This window comes from uncultured Sphingomonas sp., from assembly GCF_937859915.1.
Classification (GTDB): Bacteria; Pseudomonadota; Alphaproteobacteria; order Sphingomonadales; family Sphingomonadaceae; genus Solisphingomonas.
This window is the reverse complement of sequence record NZ_CALMAW010000007.1, coordinates 55,333-70,613: the sequence shown is the minus strand read 5'-3', so window position 1 is coordinate 70,613 and position 15,281 is coordinate 55,333. Positions and strand designations below refer to the sequence as shown.

Annotated in this window: 12 protein-coding genes; 8 read left to right on the top strand and 4 right to left on the bottom strand. The window is 69.5% G+C overall.

What is annotated here, in order from left to right:
• The first annotated feature begins 231 nt into the window (after window positions 1-231).
• The 4 genes from pstS (at window position 232) to Q0326_RS00995 (ending at window position 4,115) form a co-directional block, all read left to right on the top strand.
• Window positions 232-1,269 (top strand): phosphate ABC transporter substrate-binding protein PstS, encoded by a 1,038-nt coding sequence (gene pstS / locus Q0326_RS01010; protein ID WP_298686151.1) that lies wholly within the window; start codon window positions 232-234, stop codon window positions 1,267-1,269.
• Window positions 1,270-1,406: 137 nt separating this feature from the next.
• Window positions 1,407-2,369: a phosphate ABC transporter permease subunit PstC gene (gene pstC, locus Q0326_RS01005; protein WP_298686148.1), complete on the top strand. Its 963-nt coding sequence runs from the start codon at window positions 1,407-1,409 to the stop codon at window positions 2,367-2,369.
• 10 nt (window positions 2,370-2,379) lie between these two features.
• Window positions 2,380-3,222, top strand: a complete 843-nt coding sequence (gene pstA, locus Q0326_RS01000) for a phosphate ABC transporter permease PstA (RefSeq protein ID WP_298686146.1) — start codon at window positions 2,380-2,382, stop codon at window positions 3,220-3,222.
• 65 nt (window positions 3,223-3,287) lie between these two features.
• Window positions 3,288-4,115, top strand: a complete 828-nt coding sequence (locus Q0326_RS00995) for a phosphate ABC transporter ATP-binding protein (RefSeq protein ID WP_298686223.1) — start codon at window positions 3,288-3,290, stop codon at window positions 4,113-4,115.
• Window positions 4,116-4,846: 731 nt separating this feature from the next.
• On the opposite strand, the gene Q0326_RS00990 is transcribed toward Q0326_RS00995, so the two are convergent.
• From Q0326_RS00990 to Q0326_RS00980, 3 genes are all read right to left on the bottom strand, one after another.
• A complete protein-coding gene (locus Q0326_RS00990) occupies window positions 4,847-6,220 on the bottom strand; it encodes an L-serine ammonia-lyase (protein ID WP_298686144.1) in 1,374 nt (457 codons plus the stop codon).
• A 213-nt stretch (window positions 6,221-6,433) separates the two neighbouring features.
• Window positions 6,434-7,198, bottom strand: coding sequence for a molybdopterin-dependent oxidoreductase (locus tag Q0326_RS00985; RefSeq protein WP_298686142.1), 765 nt, complete (start codon window positions 7,196-7,198; stop codon window positions 6,434-6,436).
• On the bottom strand, window positions 7,195-8,001 hold the full coding sequence (locus Q0326_RS00980; protein ID WP_298686140.1) for a cytochrome b/b6 domain-containing protein: 807 nt from the start codon (window positions 7,999-8,001) through the stop codon (window positions 7,195-7,197). Before Q0326_RS00980 ends, Q0326_RS00985 begins: the two co-directional genes overlap by 4 nt.
• Window positions 8,002-8,271: 270 nt before the next feature.
• Between Q0326_RS00980 and Q0326_RS00975 the strand changes: the two genes are divergently transcribed.
• Together Q0326_RS00975 and Q0326_RS00970 are read left to right on the top strand one after the other, a co-directional pair.
• Entirely contained in the window at window positions 8,272-10,050 is a 1,779-nt protein-coding gene (locus tag Q0326_RS00975) for an SLC13 family permease (RefSeq protein ID WP_298686138.1), read from the top strand.
• Between the two features lie 93 nt (window positions 10,051-10,143).
• Window positions 10,144-11,568 carry a hypothetical protein gene (locus tag Q0326_RS00970; RefSeq protein ID WP_298686136.1) on the top strand — a complete coding sequence of 475 codons (1,425 nt, stop codon included), beginning with the start codon at window positions 10,144-10,146 and terminating at the stop codon, window positions 11,566-11,568.
• A 58-nt stretch (window positions 11,569-11,626) separates the two neighbouring features.
• Here Q0326_RS00970 and Q0326_RS00965 read toward each other — a convergent pair whose 3' ends face one another.
• Entirely contained in the window at window positions 11,627-12,949 is a 1,323-nt protein-coding gene (locus tag Q0326_RS00965) for a family 1 glycosylhydrolase (protein ID WP_298686134.1), read from the bottom strand.
• A gap of 168 nt (window positions 12,950-13,117) precedes the next feature.
• On the opposite strand from Q0326_RS00965, the gene Q0326_RS00960 reads away from it, so the two are divergent.
• Window positions 13,118-13,714, top strand: a complete 597-nt coding sequence (locus tag Q0326_RS00960) for a hypothetical protein (RefSeq protein ID WP_298686133.1) — start codon at window positions 13,118-13,120, stop codon at window positions 13,712-13,714.
• 135 nt (window positions 13,715-13,849) lie between these two features.
• On the top strand, window positions 13,850-15,281 hold a 1,432-nt coding region (locus tag Q0326_RS00955), incomplete at its 3' end, for a hydantoinase/oxoprolinase family protein (RefSeq protein ID WP_298686222.1).

Below are 15,281 nucleotides of genomic sequence, written 5' to 3'. Positions count from 1 at the left end.
GGGCGGACGCCCGCACTCAACGGGTCGCCGCACGAGAGCCAGTGTCGATCGCATGATTCGCATCGGCTTCCGATAGCGAAGCGCAGCTGTCGTTAATCTGAATAGCCCGGATTTCCGCCATTTCTTAGACCAATGTGACATGGATCATGGCGAGTGTCACAGTGTCGTAACAGGCGCTTCCTAGGGACAGGCATGCCGGAGGGGAGACGCCGGCGCTCGGAGATCACGCACATGCTGAAGACTTTCGTCGCGACCGCTGGCCTCGCCGCGCTGCTCGCAACCGCTGCCCCTGCTGCCGACATCACTGGCGCAGGCGCGACCTTCCCGGCGCCGGTCTATGCCAAATGGGCCGAGACCTACAAGGCGACCACCGGCACCGGCCTCAACTATCAGGCGATCGGTTCGGGCGGCGGCATCAAGCAGATCAAGGCGAAGACCGTCGATTTCGGCGCGTCCGACAAGCCCTTGAAGCCTGCCGACCTCGATGCGGCCGGCCTCTACCAGTTCCCGACCGTCGTCGGCGGCGTCGTGCCCGTCGTCAACATCCCGGGCATCGGTGCCGGCCAGATCAAGCTCACCGGCCCGATGCTGGCGGCGATCTTCTACGGCCAGATCACCAAGTGGGACGATCCCACGATCGTCGCCAACAACCCCGGCGTGAAGCTGCCGGCGCTGCCGATCACCGTCGTCCACCGGTCGGACGGTTCGGGCACCTCCTTCCTGTTCACCTCCTACCTCTCGATGAAGAGCGCGGGCTGGGCCGGCAAGGTCGGCGCGTCGGACGCGGTCAACTGGCCGGTCGGCCTCGGCGGCAAGGGCAATGACGGCGTCTCGGCGTTCGTCAAGCAGACCGCCGGCTCGATCGGCTATGTCGAATATGCCTATGCCAAGCAGAACCACGCCGCCTACGTTCTCGTGCAGAACAAGAACGGCAAATATCCGTCGCCCGACGCTCCGGCCTTCGCCGCTGCCGCCGCCGGCGCCAAATGGGCGTCCGCGCCGGGCAACTACCTGCTGCTGCTCGACCAGCCGGGCGCCAATGCGTGGCCGATCACCGGCGCGACCTTCATCCTGGTCTACAAGGAGCAGGCCAATCCTGCCGCCGGCCAGTCGGTCCTGAAGTTCTTCGACTGGGCCTACAAGAATGGTGACGCGGCCGCGTCCTCGCTCGACTATGTGCCGCTGCCCGCGCCGGTCAAGGCGCTGGTCCGCAAGCAGTGGACCGCCAACGTCAAGGCGGGCGGCAAGCCGGTCTATTCGGGCATGTGATCGACGGGGCAGGCGGCGTCCTCCTAGACGCCGCCTGCCCTCGCGATCGCCGAACCGCGCCGCGGCGCGGTGGATGAGGGCGGGCGCACCGGCGGTGTGTCCGCCCCCACGCAAATAAACGCCATGAGTGGATTTCGATGAGCACCGCAGCGATCGACACCCGGACCGAAGACCGCCCCGCGCGCGCGCAAAGCCCGCTTGGCGAGACGATCTTCCGCACGCTGTGCTTCTCGGCGGCGACGTTGCTGATGGCGGCGCTGGCCGGCGTCGTGGTCAGCCTGATCATCGGCGGCTGGCCCGCCTTTCAGAAATTCGGCTTCGGCTTCATCACCTCGACGGCCTGGAACCCGGTCACCGAGGATTATGGCGCCGCCGGCCCCATTGTGGGCACGATCGTCACCTCGATCCTCGCCTTGATCATCGCGCTGCCGCTCGCGCTCGGCGTCTCGGTCTTCCTCGTCGAATTCTGCCCCAAGCGGATCGCGCGGCCGATCGCGATCGCGGTCGAGCTGCTCGCGGGCATCCCCTCGATCGTCTACGGCATGTGGGGGCTGTTCGTGCTCGCGCCCTGGTTCGCGACGCACATCCAGCTGCCGATCATGATGGACTTCGACAGCCATTCGCTGATCGGCCGGATCTTCTCGGGCGTCCCCAACGGCGCCAACATCTTCACCGCCTCGCTGATCCTCGCGATCATGATCCTGCCGTACATGGCGGCGGTGTTCCGCGAGCTGCTGCTGACCGTGCCGAGCCAGGTCCGCGAGGCCGCCTACGGGCTCGGCTCGACCGCGTTCGAGGTCGTCGCCAAGGTGATGCTGCCCTATGTCAGCAAGGGCACCGTCGGGGTGATCATGCTGGGTCTCGGCCGCGCGCTCGGCGAGACGATGGCGGTCACCTTCATCATCGGCAATTCGCACGGCTTTCCGCATTCGCTGTTCGACAGCGGCTCGACGATCGCCTCGACGATCGCCAATGAATTCGCCGAGGCGACCAGCGACATGCACACCTCGGCGCTGATCGCGCTCGGGCTGGTGCTGTTCGTGCTGACCTTCGCGGTGCTGGCGGTGGCGCGCGCGCTGCTCGCCGGCAACAAGAATTGAGGACGGGCTGATGGACCGCGCACTCCGCCGCAAGCTCACCAACGGCATCTTCGTCGGCGCCTGCGGACTTGCCACCTTCATCGCGCTGGCCGCGCTCGTGCTGATCCTGTGGTCGCTGGTCAAGGAAGGCGTCGGCGGGATCGACGCCAACATCTTCACGATGACGCAGCCCGCGCCCGGCTCGCCGGGCGGGCTCAAGAACGCGATCACCGGCTCGATCCTGATGTGCGCGGGCGGCATGGCGATCGCGATCGTGGTCGGGATCCTCGCGGGCACCTGGCTCGCCGAATATGGCGGCCAGACGCCCTATGGCCACGCCGTGCGCTTCCTCAACGACGTGCTGCTCTCGGCGCCGTCGATCCTGATCGGCCTGTTCGTCTACGAGATCATGGTCGCGCATCTGTTCGGCCATTTCTCGGGATATGCCGGTGCGCTGGCGCTCGCCCTGCTCGCGGTGCCGATCGTGACGCGCACCACCGAGGACATGCTCGCGCTCCAGCCCAACACGCTGCGCGAGGCCGGCATGGCGCTGGGCGCCGGCCGCGGGTTCGTGATCCGCTCGATCATCTGGAAGGCGGCAAGCGCCGGCCTCCTGACGGGCGGCCTGCTCGGCTTCGCGCGCATCTCGGGCGAGACCGCGCCGCTGCTCTTCACCTCGCTCGGCAACCAGTTCTTCTCGCTCAACATGGCGCAGCCCATGGCCAGCCTGCCGACCACCATCTTCCAATTCGCCCTGTCGGCCTATGACGACTGGCGGCGCCTCGCCTGGGTGGGCGCGCTGCTGATCGCGGTGGCCGTGCTCGCCGTCAACACCATCGGGCGCCTGCTCGCCCGGGAGACGCATCGTCCATGAACGACATCGCCACCCCCATTTCGCCCGCGTCGCCCAACATCGCCGCCTCGACCGAGGCACCGATCATGACCCGGCCGACCGGCGAGCTCGTGCTCGAAGCGCGCAACCTCGACTTCTCCTACGGCAAGACCCAGTCGCTGTTCGGCGTCGACCTGCCGGTCGAGCGCAACCGCATCACCGCGCTGATCGGCCCGTCGGGCTGCGGCAAGTCGACGCTGCTGCGTGCGCTCAACCGCATCTACGACATGTATCCCGGCCAGCATGCGACCGGCCGCATCCTGCTCAACAGCGAGGACATCCTGTCCGACCGCGGCAGCCTCGCCCGGCTCAAGGCGCGCGATGGCGACGTCGAGCTCAACGAGAGCGGGCTCGACACCTCGGCGTTGCGCGCACGGATCGGCATGGTGTTCCAGAAGCCGACGCCCTTCCCGATGTCGATCTACGACAATGTGGCGTTCGGCGTCCGCCTGCACCAGAAGAAGTCCAAGGCCGAGATGGACGTGATCGTGGAACGCTCGCTCAAGCGCGCGGCGCTGTGGGACGAGGTCAAGGACAAGCTGTCGGCCTCGGGCCTGGGCCTGTCGGGCGGACAGCAGCAGCGGCTGTGCGTCGCGCGCGGCATCGCGGTCGAGCCCGAGGTGCTGCTCCTCGACGAGCCCGCCTCCGCGCTCGATCCGGTCTCGACCGCCAAGCTCGAGGCGACGCTGATGGAGCTCAAGAAGGACTTCACGATCGTGATCGTGACGCACAACCTCCAGCAGGCGGCGCGCATCTCGGACCACACCGGCTTCATGTTCCTGGGCAAGATGATCGAGTTCCGGCCCACCGCCGAGCTGTTCGAGCGCCCGCAGAGCCCGCGCACCAGGGACTATGTGACGGGGCGGTTCGGCTGACCTCTCCCTCTCCCCGACGGGGAGAGGGTCGGGGTGAGAGGGAGCGACGCGTCAGCGTCGCGTCCCACTTCGAAGGCTGGACACCCTCACCCAACCCTCTCCCTGAGGGAGAGGGCTTTTGCTGTAGGATTTGCGGACGCACCTCTCCCGTCGCGCACGAGAGAAACGGCCGGCGTGCCCGCGTGCCTCGTGGCAGGCGGAGGTGTGCGGGGTTCTCTTCCCGCGAGGGCCTTCATCGTCGCCGGTCGCCTGATGCCGCAAGAAGCTCTCAGAGCCGAAGCGGCCTTTGCAGCGCGGAAATCGATGCGATCCCATTGGGGCGGACGCCTGGTTCTCTGCCGGGGCCCCTCGTGGCACGGGGGTGGCAAGCAGGCGCTGGCCTGGTTGAACATGGGTAGCGGGCTTGTCCCTCCGGATGCCCGGCACGCCGGCCGTTCGGGCGGCCGATCGCACCGCCACCCCGTCCCGCCCGCTGCGTCGCCCTGATCGGAGGCGACAGCGGACGGAGCAAGCGTATAACCTAAAAGGTTCGTTCTGTCAAGCGGCTGGATAGAGCCAACTCCAAAGCCCGTCATCCTGACGAAGGTCAGGATCCATAGCCGAGGCGTTCGTGGCTCCGCGGGACGATGACAAGCGCGGTCTCCGCCTGGGAAGCGGACGCTGCGCGTATGGATCCCGGATCAAGTCCGGGATGACGAAGAAGATGACGGCCGCTGCCCGCTATCAGCCCCTCAGCATTCCACCACGTTCACCGCCAGGCCCCCGAGGCTGGTTTCCTTAGATTTGCTCTTCATGTCCTCGCCGGTCTGGCGCATCGTCTCGATCACCTGGTCGAGCGAGACGATGTGCTGGCCGTCGCCGTGCAGCGCCAGATAGGCCGCGTTGATCGCCTTGATCGCACCCATCGTGTTGCGCTCGATGCAGGGGATCTGGACCAGCCCGCCGATCGGGTCGCAGGTGAGGCCGAGATTATGCTCCATGCCGATCTCGGCGGCGTTCTCGATCTGATGGTTCGAGGCACCCAGCGCCGCCGCCAGCCCCGCCGCCGCCATCGAGCAGGCGACGCCGACCTCGCCCTGGCAGCCCATCTCGGCGGCCGAGATCGATGCCCGCGTCTTGTAGAGGAAGCCGATCGCCGACGCGGTGTAGAGGAAGGCGCGCGAACCGGCGGGGTTCGCGCCATGGACGAACGCCTCATAATATTTGAGCACCGCCGGGATCACTCCGGCCGCGCCGTTGGTCGGGGCGGTGACGACGCGGCCGCCCGCCGCATTCTCCTCGTTGACCGCGAGCGCGTAGAGGCTGACCCACTCGAACACGAGCCCCGGATCCGATCGCGGGCCCCGCTCGATCAGCTTCTCGCGGATCTTGCGCGCCCTGCGCGGCACGTGGAGCCCGCCGGGCAGCTCGCCTTCGCCGTGGCAGCCGCGCTCGATCGAGGCGAACATGGCAGAGCGGACCGAGGCGAGGAAGGCGTCGGTCTCGGCCTCGTCGCGCCACGCCGCCTCGTTGGCGCGGACGATCTCGGCGATGCTGAGGCCGGTCGCCGCGCCGAGGCGGAGCAACTCGTCGCCCGATCCGAACGGATAGGGCACCGCCACATTGGCGCGCAGCGGCACCTCGCCCTCCATCCGGATCGCGCCGCCGCCGATCGAATAATAGCGCCGCGTGATGCGGCTGCCGTCGGCGAGCACCGCGGTGAACGCCATGCCGTTGGGGTGGGCGGGGAGGAAGCTTGCGTGGAAGACGAGGTCGGCAGACTCGTCGAAGGGAATTTCGGCGCCGCCCCCGAGCGGCAGCGTGCGGGTGTTGCGGATGCGCGCGACCAGCGCCGCCACCGCATCGGGATCGACGCCTTCGGGGGTCTCGCCGGCCAGCCCGAGCAGCACCGCGCCGTCGGTGCCATGGCCGCGGCCGGTCAGCGACAGCGAGCCGTAGAGGTCGCATTTGAGGCGCACGGGCTCGACCCCGTCCTCGACCAGCATCCGCGCGAAGGCGAAGGCGGCGCGCATCGGTCCGACGGTGTGCGAGCTTGACGGGCCGATGCCGATCGTGAACAGCTCGGTGACGCTGATCGCGGGGCTGGTGTCGGTGGGCATGTCCATCCGGCGGCTATGCCCGAGCGGGGCAAGGGGGCGCAATGCGCGGCCGCTTATGCCGACCCTTCTTCTTCGTCATCCCGACGAAAGTCGGGACCCATGGATGCGGCGCGCAGGCGGTTGCGCGAGGGCCGCGCTCGGGCGTCACCTCTCGCGCGCCGCGTCTATGGGTCCCGGATCAAGTCCGGGACGACGATGTAGGGATAGGCGGCGCGGGCCTCACACCCCCGCATACCATTGGTAGCCGATCGCGTCCTCCCATGTCCCGCCCTTGCCGCCGTTGATCCCGGCGAGCGATGCCACCGCCTCGATGCGCATCACATATTTGGCCTGCTTGTAGCCGAGCTGGCGCTCGACGCGCAGCCTGAGCGGCGCGCCGTGGCCGACGTCGAGCGGGTGGCCGTTCATGCCCCAGGCGAGGATGGTCTGCGGGTGGAAGGCGTCGATCAGGTCGATCGATTCATAATAGGGCGTGCCGTTGAACAGGTCCGCGCAGTGGAACACGATGTAGCGTGCGGAGGGTCGCAGCCGCGCCTGCTTGAGCAGCATCCCCAGCGGCAGCCCGGTCCACTGGCCGATCGCGCTCCAGCCCTCGACACAGTCGTGGCGGGTGATCTGGGTGCGGCGCGGGAGTTGGCGGATCGCGTCGAGCGACAGCGACAGCGGGGTGGCGACGAGGCCGTCCACCGCCAGCTTCCAATCCGAGAAATTGCTCGCGACGAGCTGCGTATAGTCGGGCGTGCCGGGCGACGAGGTGCCGTTGGTGCGAAAGAAAGGCGACATCTCCGACGCCGAGAATTCGGGGGCGAGCGCGGCGCGGTCCGAGACGAGGCGCTGCGCGTGGAGGTTGATCGGCTCGGCGAGGCCGAGGATCCGCTGCACGCTGGGCGACGCGTCGATCTTGTCGCAGCCGGCGAGGAGCAGTCCGCCGCCACCCGCGGCGAGCGAGCCGAGCAGCCGGCGGCGGGTGAGGGGCGCGCTCATTCGCCGCGCTCGCGGGGCAGGCGGTAGCGGCCGGTGATCATCGAGCGGACCTCGTTGATCGGCCCGGCGAGCACGACCATCACGAGGTGGACGAGGATGAACAGGGCGAGCCCCATCGCGCAGAGGAAATGGATCGAGCGCGCCGACTGCCGCCCGCCGAAGACGTCGAGCAGCCACGGCCAGGCGGCGTCGATCGCCGGCGACATGGTCAGGCCGGTCAGCACGACGCCGGGGATGAGCAGGAAGATCACCGCGCAATAGGCCAGCTTCTGCAGCACATTATAGTAGCGCGCCGCAGCCCCGGTCGGGAAGCGCAGGCGTGCGTGCTGGCCGATGTCGTGGGCGATGTGCGACGGCCGCAACTCCGCGCGGGTGGGGGCGAGGTCGCGCTGGATGTGGCGGCGCGCGAAGCCCCATGCCCAGTAGAGCAGCCCCGGCACGACCAAAGCCCAAGCGAAGGCGAGGTGCCATTCGCGGGCGTGGGCGAGATTGTAGCTCGACGGGATGGTGACCAGCGGCGGGAAGGCGACGAAGCGGCCGCCGGGCGAGACGCCGAGGATGCCCGGCGTCGGGATGACCAGCGGCCCGACGCGCAGATGGCCGGGGGTGATGTCGAGCCAGCTGTGGTCGTGGTTCGCGCCATAGGCACCCCAGTAGAGATGCGGGTGCGCGTTGAAGATCATCAGCCCGCTCATCAGCATGACGATCACGCTGAGCGCATTGACCCAGTGCCAGAGACGCACGGGCAAGCGGTGGCGGTAGACGATGTCGCCGCCTTGGGGCGTCTCGGGATGGTCCGTCATTCGGGTCTCCGCCGCTCTTTCTTTTTCGTCATCCCGGACTTGATCCGGGATCCATACACGCGACGCCAGATGACGAAACGCCGCGTCTATGGATTCCCGCCTGCGCGGGAATGACGGTGTGGCTTGTGGATGGCCCGCCCTATTCGAGATCGGTTCACATCGCCACTTCCTGCACGCTATACGCGCCGCAGCCCGCCGCGGTTACCGACCCCGCGCAACTTATCCTCCCCATCGCGCGTCGTCTGCTGCGATGACGCTGCGCCCGCCCTTGTGACCACGCCCCAGATCCTGTCGTTCGCATTGGTCGGGGGCGCGATCGCGACCTTTGCCTGGGGGCGCTTCCGCTACGACGTCGTGTCGCTGGTCGCGCTGCTGATCGGCATGGCGGTCGGCGTCGTGCCGGTGAAGAGCGCGTTCAGCGGCTTCACCAGCGACGTCGTCGTGATCATCGCCTCGGCGCTGGTGGTGAGTGCCGCGATCGCCAAATCGGGGGTGATCGAGGTCGGCATCCGGCCGCTGCTGGTGCGGCTCAAGACGCTCGCGCTGCAGGTGCCGGTGATGGCGGGCGCGACCGCCTTGCTGTCGATTCTTACCAAGAATGTCGGCGCTCTGGCGATCCTGATGCCGACCGCGCTCAAGCTCGGCCGCACCGAGGGAAGTTCGGTCTCGGCGCTGCTGATGCCGATGAGCTTCATGTCGCTGCTCGGCGGGCTGGTCACCTTGGTGGGCACCTCGACCAACATCATCGTCAGCCAGGTCCGCGAGGAGACGCTGGGCAAGCCGTTCCGGATGTTCGACTTCGCGCCCGTCGGCCTGTGCCTGACCGCGCTCGGGCTCGTCGTGGTCAGCCTCTGCTGGCGTCTGCTGCCGCGCGACCGCGCCGGCAATGCGGGGCTCGAATCGGTGTCGGCGGGCGCCGCCTATTCCACCGAGGCGACGATCCCCGACGACCTGCCCGACACGATGCGGACGATCGCCGACCTTGATCTCGGCCAGGACCGCGTCGAGCTGGTCGCGATCGTGCGCGCGGACGGCACTCGCGTCGCGGCCGGCCCCGATGCGCCGCTGCGGCCCGGCGAGGTGCTGGTGCTCGAGGGCGACGACGAGGCGCTGTCGCATCTGTTCGGCCGCCTCCCGCTCAAGCCCGCGCGCTCGGAACAGGCCATCGAAACCGACGCGGCGCGCGAAGAGGTGCGATCGGTCGAGGCAGTGATCCAGCCGGACTCGCCGCTGATCGGGAGTTCGGCGCAACGCTCGCGAATCCAGGAGCGGCACGGGGTCAAGCTGCTCGCGGTCGGCCGCGCCAGCCAGCGGATCAGCGAGCGGCTGCGCGACGTGACGCTGCGCGCGGGCGACGTGCTGCTGATCCAGGCGGGGGAGAGCGCGTTCGCCGACTTCATGGGGCAGCTACGCCTGCTCCCCCTCGCCGAACGAACGGTCAAGCTTGGCAACCGCCGCCAGCGCTTCGGGCCGATCCTGATCCTGGCGGCGGCGATCCTGCTGGTTGCGCTGGGCATCGTGTCGGTGACCGCGGGCTTCTTCGGCGCGGCGGTCGCGGTGGTGATCGTCGGCGCGCTGCCGATGCGCGAGGCCTATGGCGCGCTCGAGCCCGAGGTGCTGATCCTGATCGGCGCGCTCACCCCGATCAGCGAGGCGGTGCAGCACAGCGGCGGCACCGACCTGATCGCGGGCGGACTTGCCCAGCTCTTGACCGGCTCGCCGCCGGTGATGGTGCTGGCGGTGCTGATGGTGGCGTCGATGCTGTGCTCGCCCTTCCTCCACAATGCGCCGACCGTGCTGGTGCTGGGGCCGATCGCGGTGTCGGTGGCGAAGGCGCTGCATCTCAACCCGGATCCGTTCCTGATGGCGGTGGCGACCGGGGCGGGCTGCGACTTCCTCACCCCCGTCGGCCACCAGTGCAACACGCTGGTGCTGGGGCCGGGCGGGTATAAATTCTGGGACTATTGGCGGCTCGGCCTGCCGCTCTCGATCATGGTGATCGCGGTCGGCGTGCCGCTGATCGCCTTCTTCTGGCCACTGGCCGGCTGAACATCCTCCCCGGGCTCGCTTGGCGAGGATGAAGAGCGTGCTTCGCCTCGCGGGCAATCCCGCTATAGGGAGCGCGGGCAGCGCGAGGATTGCATGGCGAGACGGACCGAGCAGAACGCATCGCTGCGCCGGATCGCGCTCGCGTCCCTGCTCCTCTTCGGCCTGTGCCTGTGGACGATGTGGCCGGGGGTCGCCGCCTACGACACGCTGCGGCAATATGAGCAGGCGCTCGCCGGGCAGTATGACGACTGGCACCCGCCGGTGATGGCGCGGCTGTGGGCGCTGACGCTCGCGGTCGGGGGGCGCGGCATGCTGCCGATGCTGCTGCTCCAACTCGCCGGCTATTGGGCGGGGATCGGACTGTTCGCGGGTGGCTTGGCGCGGAGCGGTGCGCCGCGCGCCGCCTTCGCCTCCCTGCTGGTCGCGCTGTCGCCGATCCTGCTCAACTGGTTGCCGGTGGTCGTCAAGGACACGCAGATGATCGCGGCGCTGGTTGCGGCAACCGGGATCGTCGCCTGGTACCGGCTGCCGGGCGGGCGGCTGCCGTGGGCGGCGGTCGCGCTCGTCGCGCTGCTGCTCGGCTACGCCGCGCTGGTCCGCGCCAATGCGGTGTTCGCCGTCGTGCCGTTCGCGCTGATGCTGGCGGGCTGGGGCGGGGTGCGGCGCTGGTGGGCGCGGGCGATGGTCATGGGCGCCGCGACCATCCTGGTCATCCTGGTCTCCGATCCGATCAACCACCGGTTGTTCGCCGCCGAGCGATCGGGGGTCACCGCGACGCTGCCGGTGTTCGACATGGTGGGGATCGCGCATTTCGCCCCGCTCGCCGCGCCGCCTGGGCTGACGCCTGCGGAGTGGGCACAGGCCGAGGCGCGGCACTGCTACACGCCCTTCTACTGGGACCCCTTCGCCGATCGCACGCGTTGCGGCACGATGGGCGACGCGATCGCCGCCGAGGACGACACGCATCCGTCGGTGATCCACCGCTGGGTGGCGACGATCGCGGCGCACCCGATCGCCTATGCCGAGCACCGCCTCGCGCATCTCAACGCGACGCTGCGCATCGCGACGCCCGCCGCCGAGCTCAGCTCGGTCGCGCCGTCCAAGTCGGACGCCAATCCCGATGGCCTGGGCGGCCCGCAGACGCGCGGGCTGCTCGATCTCAAGACGCTGGCGGCGGCGCTCGAGCGGACGCCGCTCGGCGTGCCGGCGGTGTGGGCGCTGCTGCTCGCGGGGATCTTCTGGACGCTGCTCGCCACCCCCCGCCAGCCGGCGCGCGAACTCGGGCTCGCGCTCGCCTTCTCGGGGCTGATGATGACCGCGAGCTTTGCGGTGGTCAGCATCGCATCGGACCTGCGCTACCATCTCTGGCTGATCGTCGCGGCGAACCTTGCGGCGGTGCTGCTCGCCGCGTGCCGCGGCGTCGACCGGGGGCGGCTCGGCTGGGCGCTCGGCGTGACCGTGGCGGCGATCGCGATCTCCGTGGTGCTGCGCGCGACGGCGGGGCCGCTGGCCATCTAGCTATCGCAGACTTCCCGTCATGCCGGGTCGAGCCCGGGGTGACGAAGGACTATGCGCCTCACACCGCATTGGCGGCCGCGATCCGCGCGAGCACATGCGCGCTCGGCTTCGGCGTGCGGCGGAAGCTGGTGCGGTCGACCGCGACCAGCCCGAATTTGGGCGCATAGCCCGCGCTCCACTCGAAATTGTCGAGCAGCGACCAGTGGATGTAGCCGAGCACCGGCACGCCGTCGGCGATCGCCTCGTGCAGCCCGGCGAGCGCGGCCGGGATATAGGCGACGCGCTCGGCGTCGTGCGGGGTGTTGAGCCCATTCTCGCTGACGATCACCGGCCGCCCGACCTGCGCATGGACATAGCGCACCACCGCGCCGAGCGAGGCGGGGTTATTGTCCTGCCCCGAATGGCCGAGCCGCACGCCCGCCGGCGCACCGGTGGTGCCGTGCGGCCCGATATACATGCGCTCGTAATTCTGCACGCCGACGAACTCGTCGTCCCGCGCCGCCGCGAACCAGGGCGCATAGACCTCCGCCCGCTTGAGATCGCGGATCGAGTCCCACCCGACCGCGACATCGTCCTGCACCGCGAGGCTGACCCCGACCGGCAGCGCCGGGCGCACCGCCTTGATCGCCGCGCGCCCGGCCTTGTGCCCGGCGATCAGCAGCGGGGTCATCACCGCGATGTCCTCGTCATTGGCCATGTTGGCGGCGCAGAATTTGGGCGTGCCGCAGGCGATCGCGGCGGCGGCGAGCATGTCGCGCAATTTGCTGTGCGGCCGCGGCGTCAACCGCCAGTTGAGCAGCGGCAGCAGGTCGGGCTCGTTGAGCGTGGTCGCATAGCCGATCCCGTCGGCGAGCGCGCGTGCCGCCTTGTCGCAGAAGCGCGCGAAGAGTTCGGGGGCTTGGCGGTTGGTCCAGCCGCCCGCGGCGGCGAACCAGCGCGGCGTGGTGAAATGGTTGAAGGTGACGATCGGGACGAGACCGCGGGCGTGGCATCCCTCGATGATGCGGCGGTAATGGTCGAGCATCGCTGTCGAGAACTGCCCGCGCTCGGGCTCGATCCGCGCCCATTCGAGCGAGAAGCGATAGGCGCCGAGCCCGAGATCGCGGACCAGCGCGAGATCGGCGGGCCAGAGTTCGAAGCTGTTGCATGCGTCGCCCGAAGGCTCGTCGAAGATCGTCGGGGCGAGATGCTCGAGCAGCCACATGTCGGAGGCGAGGTTGTTGCCCTCGGTCTGGTGGCCCGAGGTTGCCGCCCCCCAGAGAAAGCCGGGCGGAAAGCGGCGCGTGGAGGCGGCATGGCCCGGCGCGCGCGCGGCGGCGAGGCCGGCGGCGAGACCGCCGATCACCACGCGGCGCGACGGTGACGGCGGGGGCAGGGTCATCGCAGCTCCGTAACGAATTTGCCTGCCAACGCATGATCGCGGCGAGGGATGCGGGGCGGGCGTAAATCCTTCCCCTTCCGCGAGAGGGGAGGATCAAAGAATTTTTTCACTGCCACCCTAAAGCCTGCGCCACGCCTGTCGTTACCGCGTAGGATAAGGGAGATTCTCGTGACGATCAGCAGCGTAACCGCGACCAATCCTCTTCTGAAGCAGCTCGAGGCCAACGGCCTGTCGGCGGACAAAGCGAAGCTGGTCGCGACCGATCTCGCCGCCGCCACCGCCGCGACCGCGGGCAACACGGGGACGGTCACCAGCTCGGTCTCGGTGCGCGCGGCGCTCGACACGCGGATCGCCGCCGACGTGTCGTCGGGCAAGCTCTCGAAGGACGATGCCGCTGCGGTCAAGAAGACGCTCGATCAGGTCGACGCGCAATCGACCGCGTCGGGGATCACCAGCCAGGCGGCGGCGCCCGCCGCGGCCGCCGCATCGACCGGCGGGTCGGCGGGGGGATCGGGCGGCGGTGGCGGCGGTGGTGGCGGCGGGGCGAGCAAGACCGAGCTGTCCGAATCCGTGACGGTCGTCGGATCGACGATGACCACGACGATCACCTACACCGACGACAGCACGACGACGACGACCAGTACCGCGACCGACGCCGACAAGATCAAATACGGCAAGCCGTCCGCGAGCGCCGCCGCGGCCGATCCCGCCAAGGACTATCTCGCGACGATCGAACCGGGCACGCTGATCGACCAGACCGCCTGATCCGCGCCTGATCCGCGGTCTACGGCGCTTGAAACGCTGGGCGCCCGCTTTCGCGGGAGAAGGCGCGCATTGAAGACCTAACGCACACCGCGCCACGCTGGCGTCGCGCGCGGCTTGATGGCATGTCGGTCGGCAATGGCGGGCTGGCAGTTCTGGATCGATCGCGGGGGCACCTTTACCGATGTCGTCGCGCGTAAGCCCGACGGCGGCATCGTCACCGCCAAGCTGCTCTCGGAAGACCCGGCCCGCCGGGAAGACGCCGCGGTCGCCGCGATCCGGTCGCTGACCGGATGCGGCGCGGGGCCGCTGCCCCCGGCCGACGTCCGCATCGGCACGACGATCGCGACCAACGCGCTGCTCGAGCGCAAGGGCGAGTCGGTGCTGCTCGCGATCACCTGCGGCTTCGGCGACGCGCTGACGATCGGCACGCAGGACCGCCCCGACATCTTCGCGCGCCACATCGTGCGCGCGGCGCCGGTCCATGCCGAAACGCTCGAGATCGACGAGCGCGTCGACGCCGCGGGCCATGTGCTGCGCCCGCTCGACCTCGCGGCGGCGCGCGCGGGACTGGCCGCGGCCTATGCGCGCGGCCTGCGGGCGGTCGCGATCGTGCTGATGCACGGCTATCGCTATCCTGCGCACGAGCGCGCGCTCGCCGAGCTCGCGCGAACGATCGGCTTCAGCCAGGTGTCGATCAGCCATGAGGTCGGCGCGCTGATCAAGCTGATCGGGCGCGGCGATACCAGCGTCGTCGACGCCTATCTTTCGCCGGTGCTGCACCGCTATGTCGCGGGGCTGAGCGTGGCGCTGGGCGGCACGCCCTTGTTCATGCAGTCGAACGGCGGGCTGGTCGACGGGCGCCTGTTCCGCGGCAAGGATGCGATCCTGTCGGGGCCGGCGGGCGGCATCGTCGGCATGGCCGCGACCGCCGCGCAGGCTGGCTTCGAGCGCGTTATCGGCTTCGACATGGGCGGCACCTCGACCGACGTCTCGCTCCACGCCGGCCGCTACGAGCGCGACCAGGAGGCGGTGGTGGCCGGCGCGCGGATCACCGCGCCGATGCTGCGCATCCATACGGTCGCGGCGGGCGGCGGCTCGATCTGCCGGTTCGACGGCGCGCGGCTGCTGGTCGGGCCCGAGAGCGCGGGCGCGGTGCCCGGCCCCGCCTGCTACGGCCGCGGCGGCCCGCTGACGATCACCGACTGCAATCTGCTGCTCGGCAAGATCCGGCCCGAGCATTTCCCGCGCCTGTTCGGCCCGCACGGCGACGCCCCGCTCGATCGTGCCGCGACCGAGGCGGGGTTCGCCGCGCTGTGCGCCGGGATCGCGGCGGCGACGGGCCGGGCGATGACCCCGCAGGCGGCGGCGGAAGGGCTGGTCGCGATCGCGGTCGCCGACATGGCCAAGGCGATCCGCACCATCTCGGTCGGCCGCGGGCATGACGCGACGCGCTTCACGCTGGTCAGCTTCGGCGGTGCGGGCGGCCAGCACGCCTGTCTGGTCGCCGACGCTCTCGGCATCGGTACGGTGATGATCCACCCGCTCGCCGGCGTGCTCTCCGCCTACG

Excerpts from the sequence above, each read along its gene's own strand:
- Q0326_RS00985 (WP_298686142.1), bottom strand. The coding sequence starts at position 7,198 with ATGAGCGCGCCCCTCACCCGCCGCCGGCTGCTCGGCTCGCTCGCCGCG.
- Q0326_RS00995 (WP_298686223.1), top strand. The coding sequence starts at position 3,288 with ATGACCCGGCCGACCGGCGAGCTCGTGCTCGAAGCGCGCAACCTCGAC.
- pstS (WP_298686151.1), top strand. The coding sequence starts at position 232 with ATGCTGAAGACTTTCGTCGCGACCGCTGGCCTCGCCGCGCTGCTCGCA.
- pstC (WP_298686148.1), top strand. The coding sequence starts at position 1,407 with ATGAGCACCGCAGCGATCGACACCCGGACCGAAGACCGCCCCGCGCGC.
- Q0326_RS00970 (WP_298686136.1), top strand. The coding sequence starts at position 10,144 with ATGGCGAGACGGACCGAGCAGAACGCATCGCTGCGCCGGATCGCGCTC.
- Q0326_RS00980 (WP_298686140.1), bottom strand. The coding sequence starts at position 8,001 with ATGACGGACCATCCCGAGACGCCCCAAGGCGGCGACATCGTCTACCGC.
- Q0326_RS00990 (WP_298686144.1), bottom strand. The coding sequence starts at position 6,220 with ATGGACATGCCCACCGACACCAGCCCCGCGATCAGCGTCACCGAGCTG.
- Q0326_RS00965 (WP_298686134.1), bottom strand. The coding sequence starts at position 12,949 with ATGACCCTGCCCCCGCCGTCACCGTCGCGCCGCGTGGTGATCGGCGGT.
- pstA (WP_298686146.1), top strand. The coding sequence starts at position 2,380 with ATGGACCGCGCACTCCGCCGCAAGCTCACCAACGGCATCTTCGTCGGC.